Annotated in this window: 15 protein-coding genes; 10 read left to right on the forward strand and 5 right to left on the reverse strand. The window is 59.4% G+C overall.

Annotation, left to right across the window (positions count from 1 at the left end):
- Window positions 1-66: 66 nt before the first annotated feature.
- Window positions 67-546 carry a bacterioferritin gene (gene bfr / locus ACZ9IL_RS20450; protein WP_476005087.1) on the reverse strand — a complete coding sequence of 160 codons (480 nt, stop codon included), beginning with the start codon at window positions 544-546 and terminating at the stop codon, window positions 67-69.
- A gap of 153 nt (window positions 547-699) precedes the next feature.
- Window positions 700-906 carry a bacterioferritin-associated ferredoxin gene (locus tag ACZ9IL_RS20455; protein WP_476005088.1) on the reverse strand — a complete coding sequence of 69 codons (207 nt, stop codon included), beginning with the start codon at window positions 904-906 and terminating at the stop codon, window positions 700-702.
- A 138-nt stretch (window positions 907-1044) separates the two neighbouring features.
- On the opposite strand from ACZ9IL_RS20455, the gene ACZ9IL_RS20460 reads away from it, so the two are divergent.
- The 6 genes from ACZ9IL_RS20460 (at window position 1045) to ACZ9IL_RS20485 (ending at window position 8009) form a co-directional block, all read left to right on the forward strand.
- Window positions 1045-1359 carry an HlyU family transcriptional regulator gene (locus ACZ9IL_RS20460; RefSeq protein ID WP_476005089.1) on the forward strand — a complete coding sequence of 105 codons (315 nt, stop codon included), beginning with the start codon at window positions 1045-1047 and terminating at the stop codon, window positions 1357-1359.
- Entirely contained in the window at window positions 1356-3455 is a 2100-nt protein-coding gene (locus ACZ9IL_RS20465) for a tRNA(Met) cytidine acetyltransferase TmcA (protein ID WP_476005090.1), read from the forward strand. Before ACZ9IL_RS20460 ends, ACZ9IL_RS20465 begins: the two co-directional genes overlap by 4 nt.
- 365 nt (window positions 3456-3820) lie before the next feature.
- Window positions 3821-4966 (forward strand): cytochrome c oxidase subunit II, encoded by a 1146-nt coding sequence (gene coxB / locus ACZ9IL_RS20470; protein ID WP_476005091.1) that lies wholly within the window; start codon window positions 3821-3823, stop codon window positions 4964-4966.
- 8 nt (window positions 4967-4974) lie between these two features.
- Window positions 4975-6561 (forward strand): cytochrome c oxidase subunit I, encoded by a 1587-nt coding sequence (gene ctaD / locus ACZ9IL_RS20475; RefSeq protein ID WP_476005092.1) that lies wholly within the window; start codon window positions 4975-4977, stop codon window positions 6559-6561.
- Between the two features lie 9 nt (window positions 6562-6570).
- Window positions 6571-7125, forward strand: coding sequence for a cytochrome c oxidase assembly protein (locus ACZ9IL_RS20480; RefSeq protein WP_476005093.1), 555 nt, complete (start codon window positions 6571-6573; stop codon window positions 7123-7125).
- 2 nt (window positions 7126-7127) lie between these two features.
- The gene (locus ACZ9IL_RS20485; RefSeq protein ID WP_476005094.1) at window positions 7128-8009 is read left to right on the forward strand and encodes a cytochrome c oxidase subunit 3; all 882 of its coding nucleotides are present in this window, start codon (window positions 7128-7130) and stop codon (window positions 8007-8009) included.
- Window positions 8010-8017: 8 nt separating this feature from the next.
- Here ACZ9IL_RS20485 and ACZ9IL_RS20490 read toward each other — a convergent pair whose 3' ends face one another.
- Window positions 8018-8224: a DUF2909 family protein gene (locus ACZ9IL_RS20490; protein WP_476005095.1), complete on the reverse strand. Its 207-nt coding sequence runs from the start codon at window positions 8222-8224 to the stop codon at window positions 8018-8020.
- Window positions 8225-8251: 27 nt separating this feature from the next.
- Here ACZ9IL_RS20490 and ACZ9IL_RS20495 point away from each other — a divergent pair, with 27 nt between their 5' ends.
- The 4 genes from ACZ9IL_RS20495 to cyoE are packed head-to-tail and all read left to right on the forward strand — an operon-like array spanning window position 8252 to window position 11386.
- A complete protein-coding gene (locus ACZ9IL_RS20495; protein WP_476005096.1) occupies window positions 8252-8983 on the forward strand; it encodes an SURF1 family protein in 732 nt (243 codons plus the stop codon).
- The gene (locus ACZ9IL_RS20500; protein WP_476005097.1) at window positions 8980-9465 is read left to right on the forward strand and encodes a hypothetical protein; all 486 of its coding nucleotides are present in this window, start codon (window positions 8980-8982) and stop codon (window positions 9463-9465) included. The genes ACZ9IL_RS20495 and ACZ9IL_RS20500 overlap by 4 nt, the downstream gene beginning before the upstream one ends.
- On the forward strand, window positions 9462-10484 hold the full coding sequence (locus ACZ9IL_RS20505; protein ID WP_476005098.1) for a COX15/CtaA family protein: 1023 nt from the start codon (window positions 9462-9464) through the stop codon (window positions 10482-10484). The genes ACZ9IL_RS20500 and ACZ9IL_RS20505 overlap by 4 nt, the downstream gene beginning before the upstream one ends.
- Entirely contained in the window at window positions 10481-11386 is a 906-nt protein-coding gene (gene cyoE / locus ACZ9IL_RS20510; protein ID WP_476005099.1) for a heme o synthase, read from the forward strand. The genes ACZ9IL_RS20505 and cyoE overlap by 4 nt, the downstream gene beginning before the upstream one ends.
- Window positions 11387-11494: 108 nt before the next feature.
- On the opposite strand, the gene ACZ9IL_RS20515 is transcribed toward cyoE, so the two are convergent.
- Window positions 11495-12925 (reverse strand): gamma-aminobutyraldehyde dehydrogenase, encoded by a 1431-nt coding sequence (locus ACZ9IL_RS20515; RefSeq protein ID WP_476005100.1) that lies wholly within the window; start codon window positions 12923-12925, stop codon window positions 11495-11497.
- A 28-nt stretch (window positions 12926-12953) separates the two neighbouring features.
- Window positions 12954-13787 (reverse strand): ABC transporter permease, encoded by an 834-nt coding sequence (locus ACZ9IL_RS20520; RefSeq protein ID WP_476005101.1) that lies wholly within the window; start codon window positions 13785-13787, stop codon window positions 12954-12956.
- Between the last annotated feature and the right edge of the window lie 70 nt (window positions 13788-13857).

Below are 13857 nucleotides of genomic sequence, written 5' to 3' on the forward strand. Positions count from 1 at the left end.
ATGCGTTCAAAGATGAAAAAACCCGCCGGAGCGGGTTGGGAAGCGGATATTCCATGGCATAACTATTCAGGATGACTCAGAGTGCAACTGGGATTGCTGATAGTTTTCCAGACCGATGCGTTCGATGAGGTCGAGCTGGGTCTCCAGCCAGTCCACGTGTTCCTCTTCGTCTTCCAGAATGTCCTGGAACAGGTCACGGCTGACGTAATCATGGACGGATTCGGCATAGTTGATGGCCACTTTCAGGTCGGGAATGGCATCCATTTCCAACGAAAGATCGCAGCGCAGCATCTCCTCTACCGTCTCACCGATGCGCAATTTGCCCAGATCCTGCAAGTTGGGCAGTCCTTCCAGAAACAGCACCCGCTTGACCAGTTCATCGGCATGTTTCATCTCATCGATGGACTCATGGTATTCCTTGTGCCCGAGCCCCTTGAGGCCCCAGTCATCGTAGATGCGGGCGTGCAGGAAGTATTGGTTGATGGCAACCAACTCATTGGCCAGCACCTTGTTGAGGTGGGCAATGATTTTGGAATCTCCTTTCATCGACATTACTCCTTATGTTCGTGCCTGTGGCTGAGCCTTGGGCATCGATCACTAGAGCTTAGTCCAGAAAGATGACAATAAGGGGGCTGACGATTTCGCTCGCCTGAACATGCTGGGATCCGGCTGACGGATCAGAGTGCGGAGAAGAGGGGGTCAGGCCACTTCGTAATAGAGTGGCGCCTGATCCGATTCAATCTTGTCGAGTTCGGTGGAGATGATCTCCATGGTCATTCGCACACATTTGCCACATTGAGCACCGACTTCCAGTGACTGTTTCAGTTGCCTGAACTCTGTCTTGCCTGCCTGTACCGCTTTGCGGATCTGGGTATCTGTGATGCCGCGGCACAAACACACGTACATAATACTGACCTCATACTGGAATGAGATGAAATCTAAATGAGAATGGTTTGCAGTGCAAATAACAATTAGTAATAAGATCCCTTGCTTGCCAGCCATTCACCCCTTGGGGACAATGCGGCCATCAGAGAGGAGATGATCATGCTCAAGAAACTATTAAGTTCCCTGTTCAACAGCCAGACACCGCCAACTCCCGAGGTGACGCCCACCGAGTATGCGGGCTATCTCATCTACTCCGAGCCTGCGGCAGAAGGGGGTCAATACAGGTTGGCGGGCCGCATCACCAAAGAGGTGGACGGTGTCCTGCTGACCCACCGTTTCATTCGTTCCGATCTGTTTGTCAATCCGGCGGATGCCGAGCGCTTCATGGTGCAGAAGGCCCATACCTTCATCGATCAGATGGGGGAGGGGATGTTCGAACCTCGAACTAAATCCGGCGATCATCGCGCCTCATGACAACTGTCGAGCAGGGTGCGCTGCGCCAGTATCTCACCCAACGCGGTGAGCGGCGTCTGATCTGGCTGGAGGGGGATGAGGTCGATTGTATCATCCGTGCCGAGCCTCTGCTCGGCGAGGCCGTCTTCTGGCTGGGGGATGGCCCTGCCCAGTATTCGCCACTGCCTGCCGCCAAGGCTTTGCAACGCCTAGGTCAGGAATGCGACACCCTGGTGTTCAACGCATTCAGCGGCTTTCATCCCGATGCCTTTGGTGCGCTGGCCGGCACCCTGCGCGCCGGTGGTTTGCTGCTGCTGCTGACTCCGCCGCGAGCACAGTGGACCACCTATCCAGATCCGGACAAGTTGCGACTGGTTGCCCAGCCGGAGGACGTTGAGCGGGCGGGGAACGGTTTTATTACCCGATTGGTGCGGCTGCTGGCGGGGGATCCCGCGCTCTCCTTGCCTCCATCCACTGGCTTGCTCCCACCGCTCGATAAGCCTTGGCAACCTCTGGGAGCGAGTCGGCCACTGAGTACCGATCAGTCCCTTGCCTTGCCTGCCATTCACAAGGTGTTGCATGGCCATCGTCGGCGCCCCCTGGTGCTCAGTGCGGATCGTGGCCGTGGCAAGAGTGCGCTGCTTGGCCTCGCCGCTGCCGACTTGCTGCAGCAGGATCCCGCCTTGCAGATAATGGTGACGGCGCCCTCCCAGGCTACCGTTGCCACGCTGTTTGCCCATGCGGCCACCGCGTTGGTGGATAGTCCTGACGCGCTGGCCAGGCTGTCATATGTGTCACCAGACAGACTGGTGCAGGGCAGTTTGCAACCGGATCTGCTGCTGGTGGATGAGGCTGCCGCCATTCCAACCCCGTTGCTGGAGGTCATGCTGGCCCGCCACAGCCGCATCGTCTTCGCGACGACCGAGCACGGCTATGAGGGAACGGGGCGCGGCTTCCATCTTCGCTTCAAGCGGGTGCTGGATCAGCAGACGCCGGGCTGGCAGGAGCTGCACTTGGCTGAACCCATCCGCTGGAGTCGGCATGATCCGCTGGAGCCTCTGGTGTTTCGACTGCTCGGTCTCGACGCCGAGGTCCAGCCACCGCAATACCCCACGGCACCCAACTGGCGGCAGATTGGACAAGATGAGCTGGCAGAGGATGAAGCGCAGCTCCATCAGGTGTTCGGCTTGCTGGTGCTGGCACACTATCAGACCAGCCCGAGCGATCTCAGGTATCTGCTGGAGAGCCCCGTTCTCGACATCCACCTGCTGGAGCAGGAGCAGAGTCTGCTCGGGGTGGCCTTGGTGGCGCGCGAGGGCAACATAGCTCCGGCGCTGGCTCAGGATATCTGGGCCGGACGACGACGTCCTCGCGGCCATCTGCTGCCCCAGTCACTGCTGGCCCATGCCGGATTCACCACGGCAGGGGATCGCAGCTATGCCAGGGTCATGCGCATCGCCATTCATCCAGCGTTGCATCGCCTTGGGTTGGGGTCCCTGTTACTGGGCAAGCTGGAGGAACATTATCGCGCTCAGGGAATGGATTATCTGGGGTCCGCCTTTTCTGCCAGTACCGATTTGCTGCCATTCTGGCGCAAGGCGGGGCTGAGGGTACTGCGTGTCGGCCTGCAGCGGGATGCGGCTAGCGGTAGTCATGCGGCCCTGTTGCTAAAACCGCTAAAAGCAGAGTGGGAGCCGGAGCTGGCCCAATGGCGGCAGTGCTTTGTGCGCCAGTTGCCGACCCTGCTGGCGGGAGAACTCAAAGAGCTGGATACGGAGCTGGTCTGGCAATGCCTGAGCGGGGATGCAGCCAGCAAGATGCCAGCGCTGGAGAAATATGAATGGCAGGAGCTGACATGCTTTGCCCATCATCACAAGCCGTTCGAGCTGTGCCAGTACAGCCTGCAACGCTGGCTGGCCACTCGGGTGAACAGTCTGGGCGAACTGACCCCTGACGAGCGTCGGTTGCTGATCGCCACCATCTGGCAGTATTCCCCCTGGGCCGAGTTGGTGAAGATGCTGCGACTGGCGGGCAAGCCAGCGCTGATCAAGGCACTGCGAGAGCTGCTGGCCCACTTGCTGGACAAGGAGGCCAACAAGGGGGATCACGCCAGGTGATCATGTCGTCAGCATGCTGTAGCAGGGGGTGGTATCAAACAACAAGGGGCCTTAATGGCCCCTTGCTCATCTGTGATGGGGGGGTGATAGAAGTTGACTATGGCTCTCTGGCTGGTCTGGCAGTTAAGGGTTTAGAGCTGTGTCATGTATCAGTCCCTGTGGTCGGGTCGACTTCTCGCGCGGCCTCAAGACTGCTGGAAATTCCAGTGATGTGCAGTGGTCAGCCAGGCCGGTTTTGGTTTTTTCAGAATATGGACTAATACTTGAATGTGAGTTTGATTTTAATAAATGCATTATTTTCAGATGGTTAGCATTGTCAGTGGTGAATGTCTGCCATCTTTTCTAACGTGCACAGGGAGTGCAATGTGGGAAAAAATGCAATTAACCATGGCTTATGGCCAATGTGGCTCGCTAGCAGCGGCGTTTCTGCCAGTGAAATAACCTTTAACATGACGCGCGGGGCGACCGCCATCAGTCAGCGGGTCTATGACTTGCACATGACGATCTTTTATATCTGCTGTCTGATCGGCTTGCTCGTGTTCGGTGCCATGCTCTGGTCGATCATCCATCATCGTAAATCCCGTGGTGCCAAGGCGGCCCAATTCCATGAAAGTATCCGCATTGAATTGCTGTGGACTGCCATTCCCGTGCTGATATTGGTGGCGATGGCGGTACCGGCCACCTCGACATTATTGAAGATGGAAGACACGTCGAAAGCCGATCTGACGGTGCTTATCACGGGTTCGCAATGGAAGTGGCATTACAAATATCTGGAGCATCCCGTCGAGTTTTATTCCTTGCTGGCGACAGATAAAAAACAAATATCGGGTGAGGTTCCCAAGGGGGAGCATTATTTACGGGAGGTCGATCAACCGCTGGTATTACCCGTTGGCAAGAAAATTCGCTTTCTGATGACATCCGATGATGTCATTCATGCCTGGTGGGTTCCCGCCTTCGCAGTGAAGAAGGATGCGAACCCCGGCTACATCAACGAAGCTTGGACCAAGATAGACACCCCCGGTATTTATCGGGGCCAATGTGCGGAGCTGTGCGGCAAGGATCACGGTTTCATGCCCATAGTGGTGGTGGCAAAAACGGCCGAAGATTTTGATGGCTGGATTGCCAAGACCGCCGAGACCCAGGCTGCGGCCAAGGCGCAGCAGCAAGACTTGGCCAGCGTCGTCATGACGCTGCCTCAGGCCATGGAAATGGGGGAGAAGATCTTCCTGGGTCACTGCGCCGCCTGCCATCAGCCCGCCGGAACCGGCTTGCCGGGCATCTTCCCGGCGCTCAAGGGCAGCAAGATCACCACGCTTGCAGAGAATAAATCCCATCATCTGGATCTGGTCATGCACGGCAAGAGCGGAACGGCGATGCAGCCTTTTGGCAAGCAGCTTACGGCGCAGGAGCTCGCCGCCGTGGTGACCTACGAGCGCAACGCCTGGGGTAACAATACCGGTGATGTCATTCAGGCTGCAGAAGTGCAGTCTCTTATGAAGCAGGAAAAATAGGAGTCGGCATGAGTGATGGAATCACGGATACCTTGCACGCAGACCACTCCCACCGACCCGCAACGGGCCTGAGACGCTGGTTATACACCACGAATCACAAAGATATCGGCACCCTCTACCTGCTGTTCGCCCTGACCATGTTTTTCACCGGCGGCACCATGGCCATGGTGATCAGGGCCGAGCTGTTCCAGCCGGGGTTGCAACTGGTTGAGCCCCTGTTCTTCAACCAGATGACCACGGTACACGGCCTCATCATGGTCTTTGGTGCCGTGATGCCCGCCTTTACCGGCTTGGCCAACTGGTTGATCCCGATGATGATCGGGGCACCTGACATGGCATTGCCCAGGATGAACAACTGGAGTTTCTGGATACTGCCATTTGCCTTTCTGATCCTGTTGTCGAGCCTGTTCATGGATGGCGGTGGCCCGAGTTCGGGCTGGACCTTCTATGCGCCCTTGTCGACCAAATACAGTGGCAACAGCACGGCGCTGTTCGTGTTCTCCATCCATATCATGGGCATCTCCTCCATCATGGGGGCCATCAATGTCATCGTGACCATTTTCAATCTGCGGGCCCCGGGCATGGGCTGGATGAAGATGCCGCTATTTGTCTGGACCTGGCTCATCACCGCCTTCCTGCTCATTGCGGTCATGCCGGTGCTGGCGGCTGCGGTGACCATGGTGCTGACGGATAAATATTTCGGCACCAGCTTCTTTGATGCGGCGGGCGGTGGAGATCCGGTGATGTTCCAGCATATTTTCTGGTTCTTCGGTCATCCTGAGGTGTACATCATGATATTGCCGGCTTTCGGCATCGTCTCCAGCATCATACCCACCTTCTCCCGCAAGAAATTGTTTGGCTATCGCTCCATGGTCTATGCCACCAGCAGCATCGCCTTGTTGTCTTTCATGGTCTGGGCGCACCACATGTTTACCACCGGATTGCCGGTGGTGGCCGAATTGTTTTTCATGTACACCACCATGCTGATTGCGGTGCCAACCGGGGTGAAAGTATTTAACTGGATTGCCACCATGTGGCGGGGTTCTTTGACCTTCGAAACGCCGATGTTATTCGCCATCGCCTTTATTACCCTGTTTACCATAGGTGGGTTTTCAGGATTGATGCTGGCCATGACCCCGGCCGATTTTCAATATCATGATACCTATTTCGTCGTGGCCCATTTTCATTATGTGTTGGTCACTGGCGCCGTCTTCTCCATCCTCGCCGCCGCTTATTACTGGTTGCCGAAATGGACGGGGCATATGTATGACGAGCGGCTGGGGCAGTGGCATTTCTGGTGTTCGCTGGTCTCGGTCAACATGCTGTTCTTCCCCATGCATCTCGTCGGCCTGGCGGGTATGCCTCGTCGCATCCCGGATTACGCGCTGCAATTCGCCGACTTCAACATGTTCATCAGCATCGGCGGCTTTGCCTTTGGGTTGTCGCAACTGTTATTCGTCTGGGGCGTGATCCGGTGCATCAGAGGGGGCAAGCAGGCGAGCGCCCAGGTGTGGGAAGGAGCTGAAGGACTGGAGTGGACTCTCCCTTCCCCCCCTCCTTACCACAGCTTCAAGACTCCACCGGAAGTGAAGTAAGGAGGTCATATGACCCAGGTCAATCACGGTCCCCTGCTGCGCAAGTTGGCGTTGGTCATCCTAGCCATGTTCGGGTTCGCCTTTGCACTGGTGCCCCTGTACGACGTCTTCTGCAGGATCACCGGTCTCAATGGCAAGACGGCCGGACAACCGGCCACGACCGAACGCGCGGTGATGGATGACAAGCGTACCATCCAGGTCGAGTTCCTGGCTCATGCCGATACCCAGATGCCGTGGCAATTCAGCCAGGAGACGCAGCGGCTGTCGGTGCGACCGGGCGAGATGAAGCAGGTCAACTATCGGGTGTTCAATCCGACCGATCGCCGCATGATTGGCCAGGCCGTCCCCTCGGTGTCGCCCGGTCTTGCCGCCGCCTATTTGAAGAAGGTGGAATGTTTCTGCTTTAACCGCCAGGAACTGCAGGCAGGGGAAAGCAAGCTGATGCCTCTCAAGTTTTATATCGACCCTGACCTGCCTGATGACATCAACACCATCACGCTCTCCTATTCACTCTATGACGTCACTCAGTCCAAGCCGACGCCAGTTCTTGCACAGAGGAAATAACCATGGCCAAGGTGAACCAGACTTATTATGTCCCTGAACAGAGTCGCTGGCCGATCATGGGTGCCATGGCCCTGTTCCTGCTGGCTTTCGGGGCTGGCCATCTGGTCAATGAGATCGCCAGCCAGCAAGCCGGTGTTGGTCGATATCTGATGATGGCCGGTGTCGCCTTGCTGGTTTTCATGTTGTTTGGCTGGTTTCGCCATATCATCCACGAGTCCATGACGGGGTTATACAGCGCCCAGATGGACAGATCCTTCAGGCAGGGCATGGCCTGGTTCATCTTCTCCGAAGTCATGTTCTTCCTGGCGTTTTTCGGGGTGCTTTTTTACGCGCGGCAACTGGCCATGCCCTGGCTGGATGGCGCCGGCAACAAGGCGATGACGGCGCAACTGTTGTGGCCGGACTTTTCCGCGCACTGGCCCATGCTCAATACCCCTGGCGGCACCCAAACCCAGGCGATGCCCTGGCACGGGATCCCCCTCATCAATACCCTGATCCTGCTCAGCTCCTCGGTGACACTGCTGTTTGCCCATACGGGATTGGAAAATAGCCAACGCAATCGCCTCAAGTGGATGCTGCTTGCCACCGTATTGCTCGGACTGACCTTTTTGTGGCTGCAAGGCTACGAATACATGCATGCCTACCGGGAACTGGGCCTGCGGTTTGACTCGGGTATTTATGGCAACACATTCTTCATCCTGACAGGGTTCCACGGCCTGCATGTCACGCTGGGAACGGTATTCCTCGGCATCATCTGGCTGCGTATTGTGTTGAAAGACCACTTTACCGCCGAACGCCACTTCGCCTTCCAGGCGGCTGCCTGGTACTGGCATTTCGTCGACGTGGTCTGGCTCTGTCTCTTTGTCTTTGTCTACCTGCTCTGAGGGGGTTTTTAATAGGGCCTGGGATTGGGCTCCAGCCAGCCCATCGCGAGGGAGAGCAGCAAGATGGCGATCACCAGCAATGAGAAGAACACGCGGCGCCCCAGAGGGGCAGACATCTTCTGGGTTTGGCCCGTGATCATCATCAGCCAGAGAGCATGAAACAGCTGCCCGATAATGAGCAGCAGCATGAGCACCAGCACTATCTTGATCAACATGTTAGGGCCCTCCGTTATATGCGTGAAATGGCGACATGGCACAAGCAACGACCCTTCCATCACCGGCGCTGGATAGTGCCGATATTGACTCTGGTTGTGGCTGCCGGTTTGTGCAAGCTGGCGCTCTGGCAGTGGCAACGGGCGGCAGATAAGGAGGCCTGGCTGGAGCAGACGGCGGCGGCTCAACTGGTGACCCCCTTGACGCTGGCGCAGATTGACTGGCAAGCCCCGGAGCGGCTCGATGGCATGCCGCTGCAAGGGCGGGTTGAGTGGGTTTCTCCTTATGTCTGGTTGCTGGACAATCAGATAGTGGCGGGAAAAATCGGCTATGACGTGATCATCCCGGTCCGTGCCAGCGGCGCGGCTTCCTCGTCACAGGCGCCCTTGCTGCTGGTCAACCTGGGTTGGCTGCCCGCGCCTGCTCGCCGGGAGCAACTGCCGCAACCCGTGATCCCTACAACCCTCGAATTCGAGGGGCTGTTGCGAGTCAAACCCGGAGGCATGTTGCTTGGCCAGAACATAGAGGCTGGCCCCTATCCAAACCGGTTGCAGTCCGTCAGAACGGACTCCATCCGTCAGGTCATCGGTCTGCCGCTCGCCGATGCCGTCTTTTATCAACAGCATTCCCCATTTATCTACCACTACCAACAGAACGTCATGCCACCACAGAAGCACAGGGCCTATGCGTTGCAGTGGCTAGGGTTGGCGCTGGTGGTGCTGGTGGGCGGACTGGTGCTGACAAGGAGGGAGTCACCATGAACCAGTGGGCCAGATGGAAGATCCCTGCCGCCTTCGCGCTGGTGATCCTGCTGCCGGTGGCGTTGGCTTCGCTGACCCTGAGACAGGGGTGGTTCGAACCCGGCACCCGTAACAAGGGACAGTGGCTGAGCCGGGAGATCTATCTGCTGCAGCCACTGCCGGCAAGCCAGGCCAGATGGCGGTTGGTGTATCTGGAGGCAGGGCGCTGTGAGGTGCCCTGCCAGCAGGTGCCGGTATTGATGCAGCGGATCCAGAGTGCCCTTGGTCGCAATCTGGACAAGCTCGATCTGGTGCGGCTCGACGCACAGCCCCCCGAGGTCGGCGTCGGGGGAGAGGCGGGAGATCTGATGCTGGTCGATCCGCAAGGGCTGGCCATACTGCGCTACGAGGTACCAGCCAGTACGACCCAGTGGCCCCTATTTGGCAAGGCGGTGCTCTCTGATCTGCAACAGTTGCTCAAGTATCAGCGAGGCGCCGAATGAATATACAAAAGAGGCTGGCGTCGACGGCCATCGCCCTGGCGATGCTGGTTATCCTGCTCGGTGCCTATACCCGCCTGACCGATGCAGGGCTGGGGTGCCCCGACTGGCCCGGGTGCTACGGCTCCTTGGTCATTCCCCAGGCGGCGCACGCCGAGCAGGCGGCCCTGCACTATCCGGATAGTCCATTAGAGCCCCACAAGGCGCGCAGCGAGATGGTGCATCGCTACTTTGCCGGTGCCTTGGGTTCCGTGATTGTCATCTTGTTTGTACTGGGTTGGGGCAAGGGCGGTCGCATGCGCCACCTCTCGGGCGCGCTGCTGATGCTGGTGATAGGACAGGCGGCGCTTGGCATGTGGACGGTGACGTTGGCACTGCATCCCCTGGTGGTGACCATGCACCTGCTGGGAGGATTCATGCTGCTGACCCTGCTGTGGCTCTATCGGGTCGAATTGATGCGCGAGAGCCCGCCCATTACCTGCGGCCAGGGCTTGCCCTGGCTGGGCAATCTGGCCTGCGGCGCTCTGCTGATCCAGATAGCCTTGGGTGGCTGGACCTCCTCCAACTATGCCGCCATGGCCTGCGTGGAGCTGCCGGTTTGTCAGGCTGGCTGGCAGGATCAACTGGCGTGGGGAGAGGCCTTCCATCTGCCGCTGGGCCATACCAGCTACGAGTTCGGAGTGCTCAGCAAGGAGGCGCGCCAGACAATCCAGATAGCCCACCGTCTGGGGGCCCTGGTGACCGCCTTGCTGGTAGGAGGGTTTGCATTTGGGCTGATCCGTCAGGGGGCTGTCTTGCGTTCCCCTTTGCGTCTGTTGGGAATCCTGCTGCTGGCCTTGCTGCTCATCCAGATAGTGCTGGGGCTGGCCAACATCCACCTCGCCCTGCCACTGGCCAATGCCCTCGCCCATAACCTGGTGGCGGCGCATCTGCTGGTGCTCTGCGTGCTGTCCCGTCGATCTATTTCTCACCCCTCCACCCTTTCCTTGCCGTCGCACGAGGCGATCAGGAGCCGGATATGAACGACAAGCCGCTGTCACCGCTGTTCGACCCCCTCTTGCTGCGAGATTACTACCAGCTGACCAAGCCCAGGGTGGTGGCCTTGCTGCTGCTGACGGCCTGGGTCGGCATGCTGCTGGCCGAGCCGACGATCGCCTCTCTGGACAACATGGTGCTGGGGTTGCTGGGCATAGGATTGCTGGCGGCCGCCGCTGCCGCCATGAACCACGTTCTGGATCGTGATCTTGATACCCGGATGCGCAGGACGCGCTGGCGGCCGGTCGCCAGGGGACGGATCGCTACCCGATCGGCGATGAGCTTCGCACTCTGGCTGGCACTGCTGGGGTTTGCCCTGCTCTATTGGGGCGTTAATCCCCTGACCGCCTGGCTGACCCTGGCCAGCCTGTTTGGCTATGCGGTCGTCTACACCCTGCTGTTGAAGAGGGCTACGCCGCAGAACATCGTCATCGGCGGGCTGGCAGGAGCCATGCCGCCACTGCTCGGCTGGACCTGTATCACGGGGCAGCTCTCGGCCGAGCCCTGGCTGCTGGTGATGATCATCTTCGCCTGGACACCGCCTCACTTCTGGTCGCTGGCTATCCACAGGCGCGATGAATATGCCGGCGCCAATATTCCCATGCTGCCGGTCACCCACGGCATCGCGTTCACCAAGACGGCCATCCTGTTCTATCTGCTGGTGCTGACCCTGATCTGCCTGTTGCCCTACCTGATCGGCATGTCTGGCTTCATCTATCTGGTCGGCAGCCTGGTGCTGAACCTCTGGTTCTGCTGGCATGGCTGGTTGCTGAAGGTTTCTGATCGCCCCGCTCAGGCGATGCGTACCTTCCGCTTCTCCATCTATCACCTGATGCTGCTGTTTGGCTTGCTGATCCTGGATCACCACTGGTTATGGCGATGGTCATAAGCACAGACATTTGCCGCCTGGCATGAGGGGCAGGTGTTGGGGCATTCAGAGGGGAGAGGGGGAATTGCTGAGGCGACAAGGCTGGCCCGAGGGCCAGCCTTGTGCTTTTCAGAGTTTGACCATGATGTGGCGCGGCACCGTGTAGTCCTCCAGCGCGTAGAGGGAGAGATCCTTGCCGTAACCGGACATCTTCATGCCGCCGTGGGGCATCTCCGAGCAGAGCATGAAGTGGGTGTTGATCCAGGTGCAGCCGTATTGCAGGTGGCTCGCCACCTTGCTGGCGAGGCCCAGATCCCGGGTCCAGACCGAGGAGGCGAGGCCGTAGTCCGAATCGTTGGCCCACTGCACCACCTGCTCGGCGTCGTTGAAGCGGGTCACCGACACCACGGGGCCGAACACCTCGCGCCGTACTATCTCGTCCTCCTGGCGGGCGCCGACGATCAGGGTCGGCTCGAAGAAGAAGCCGTTGCCGGGGCGGATCTTGCCCCCCGTCGTCACCTCCACGTGGCCGCTGCTCTGGGCCCGCTCCACGAAACTGGCAACCCGGTTACGCTGCCGGTCCGAGATGAGCGGCCCCATCTCCACCCCCTCCTCGCGCTGACCGCCCACCTTGATGGAGGCCACGGCATCCGTCATGGCGGCGACGAACTTGTCGTAGATCTTGCCCTGGGCATAGATGCGGCAGGCGGCGGTGCAATCCTGGCCGGCGTTGTAGAAGCCGAAGGTGCGAATGCCCGCCACCACGGCCTCCAGATCCGCATCGTCGAAGATGATCACCGGCGCCTTGCCTCCCAGCTCGAGGTGGGTGCGCTTCATGGTGCGGGCGGCGCTCTGCAAAATCTTCTGGCCGGTGGCGATATCACCGGTGAGCGACACCATGCGCACCAGCGGGTGCTCCACCAGCGGCGCACCCACGCTCTCGCCACGGCCACAGAGGACGTTGATGACGCCACGGGGGAAGATCTCGCTGGCGAGCTCGGCGAGCCGCAGCGCGGTGAGCGGGGTCTGCTCCGAGGGTTTGAGCACCACAGTATTACCGGCGGCGAGCACCGGCGCCATCTTCCAGGCCGCCATCATCAGCGGGTAATTCCAGGGCGCTATGCTGCCCACCACGCCGATGGGATCCCGGCGGATCATGCTGGTGTGCCCCTCAATATACTCCCCTGCTAGCGGCCCCTGCAGGCAGCGGGCCGCGCCGGCGAAGAAGCGGAAGCAGTCCACCACCGCCGGCAATTCGTCGTTCAACACCGCCAGATAGGGCTTGCCGCAGTTGAGGGATTCGATCGCCGCGAATTCCTCGGCGTGGCGCTCGATGGCATCGGCGAGGCGTAGCAGCAGGTTGCTGCGCTGGGCCGGGGTGGTGCGGCTCCACTGGGCGAAGGCGCGTTGGGCGCCGTTTACCGCGCGGTTTACCTGCTCGAACGAGGCTTCGGGCACCGAGGCAAGCAGTTCGCCGGTAGCCGGGTTGAGGATGGGCTCGGCCTGGCTGTCACCGGTGACAAACTGGCCGTCGATCAAGAGTTGGGTATTGAGCTTCATGTGGCATCCTTGCACGGGCGTTGAGTCGTTATTTGCCACTGCCAGCGACATCCTGGCTGTCGCGGGTGAGGTAGTAGGCAAGCAGAATGGGGATAGTGGTGAAGGCCACTATGATGAGGGCCACCACGTTGGTGACGGGCCTATCCCGGGGGCGGATCAGCTCCTGATACATCCAGATGGGCAACGTGGTCTGCTGGCCTGCGGTGAAGGTGGTGACGATCACCTCGTCAAAGCTCAGGGCGAATGCCAGCATGCCCCCCGCCAGCAGAGCTGTAGCGAGGTTGGGCAGGATCACGTAACGCAGGGTCTGGAAGCCGTCGGCACCGAGATCCATGGATGCCTCGATGAGCGACTGGTTGGTGCGGCGAAACCGCGCCAGGGCGTTGTTGTAGACCACCACTACACAGAAGGTGGCGTGGCCGATGACGATGGTCCAGAAGCTGAACGGGATCTCCAGCAGGCCGTAGGCGGAGCGCAGCGCTATGCCGGTGACGATGCCGGGCAGGGCGATGGGCAGCACCAGCAGCAGCGACACCACCTCCTGGCCGAAGAAGCGACTGCGGGCAATCGCCCCCGCCGCCAGGGTGCCGAGCACCATGGCTGCCAGAGTCGCGAGCCCCGCCACCTCCAGCGACAACTGGATGGCGCGCCACACATCGGGTCTGTTCAGCGTCACCTCGAACCACTTCAGGGTCAGACCGGGCGGTGGAAACTGGTAGCTCTTGCTCTCGCTGGTGAAGGCGTAGAGGAAGATGAACAGGATCGGGATATGCAGGAACAGCAAGCCCCCGATGGCGGCATATTTCAGCAGGCGGGATGGGCGTTGGTCATGGTTCTGATTGATAGAGGGATTAGAGCGCATTGAAGGCCCCCAGACGCTTGGCGGTTGTCAGGTGGATAATCGTGATCAGGCTGGGCACCCGCGTACAGGC

This window comes from Aeromonas sp. TECH754, from assembly GCF_056279295.1.

What these genes read in the sequence shown, in the direction of transcription:
- bfr (WP_476005087.1), bottom strand. Translation starts at nt 546, where the DNA reads ATGAAAGGAGATTCCAAAATCATTGCCCACCTCAACAAGGTGCTGGCC.
- ACZ9IL_RS20455 (WP_476005088.1), bottom strand. Translation starts at nt 906, where the DNA reads ATGTACGTGTGTTTGTGCCGCGGCATCACAGATACCCAGATCCGCAAA.
- ACZ9IL_RS20460 (WP_476005089.1), top strand. Translation starts at nt 1,045, where the DNA reads ATGCTCAAGAAACTATTAAGTTCCCTGTTCAACAGCCAGACACCGCCA.
- ACZ9IL_RS20465 (WP_476005090.1), top strand. Translation starts at nt 1,356, where the DNA reads ATGACAACTGTCGAGCAGGGTGCGCTGCGCCAGTATCTCACCCAACGC.
- ctaD (WP_476005092.1), top strand. Translation starts at nt 4,975, where the DNA reads ATGAGTGATGGAATCACGGATACCTTGCACGCAGACCACTCCCACCGA.
- ACZ9IL_RS20480 (WP_476005093.1), top strand. Translation starts at nt 6,571, where the DNA reads ATGACCCAGGTCAATCACGGTCCCCTGCTGCGCAAGTTGGCGTTGGTC.
- ACZ9IL_RS20485 (WP_476005094.1), top strand. Translation starts at nt 7,128, where the DNA reads ATGGCCAAGGTGAACCAGACTTATTATGTCCCTGAACAGAGTCGCTGG.
- ACZ9IL_RS20490 (WP_476005095.1), bottom strand. Translation starts at nt 8,224, where the DNA reads ATGTTGATCAAGATAGTGCTGGTGCTCATGCTGCTGCTCATTATCGGG.
- ACZ9IL_RS20495 (WP_476005096.1), top strand. Translation starts at nt 8,252, where the DNA reads ATGGCGACATGGCACAAGCAACGACCCTTCCATCACCGGCGCTGGATA.
- ACZ9IL_RS20500 (WP_476005097.1), top strand. Translation starts at nt 8,980, where the DNA reads ATGAACCAGTGGGCCAGATGGAAGATCCCTGCCGCCTTCGCGCTGGTG.
- ACZ9IL_RS20505 (WP_476005098.1), top strand. Translation starts at nt 9,462, where the DNA reads ATGAATATACAAAAGAGGCTGGCGTCGACGGCCATCGCCCTGGCGATG.
- cyoE (WP_476005099.1), top strand. Translation starts at nt 10,481, where the DNA reads ATGAACGACAAGCCGCTGTCACCGCTGTTCGACCCCCTCTTGCTGCGA.
- ACZ9IL_RS20515 (WP_476005100.1), bottom strand. Translation starts at nt 12,925, where the DNA reads ATGAAGCTCAATACCCAACTCTTGATCGACGGCCAGTTTGTCACCGGT.
- ACZ9IL_RS20520 (WP_476005101.1), bottom strand. Translation starts at nt 13,787, where the DNA reads ATGCGCTCTAATCCCTCTATCAATCAGAACCATGACCAACGCCCATCC.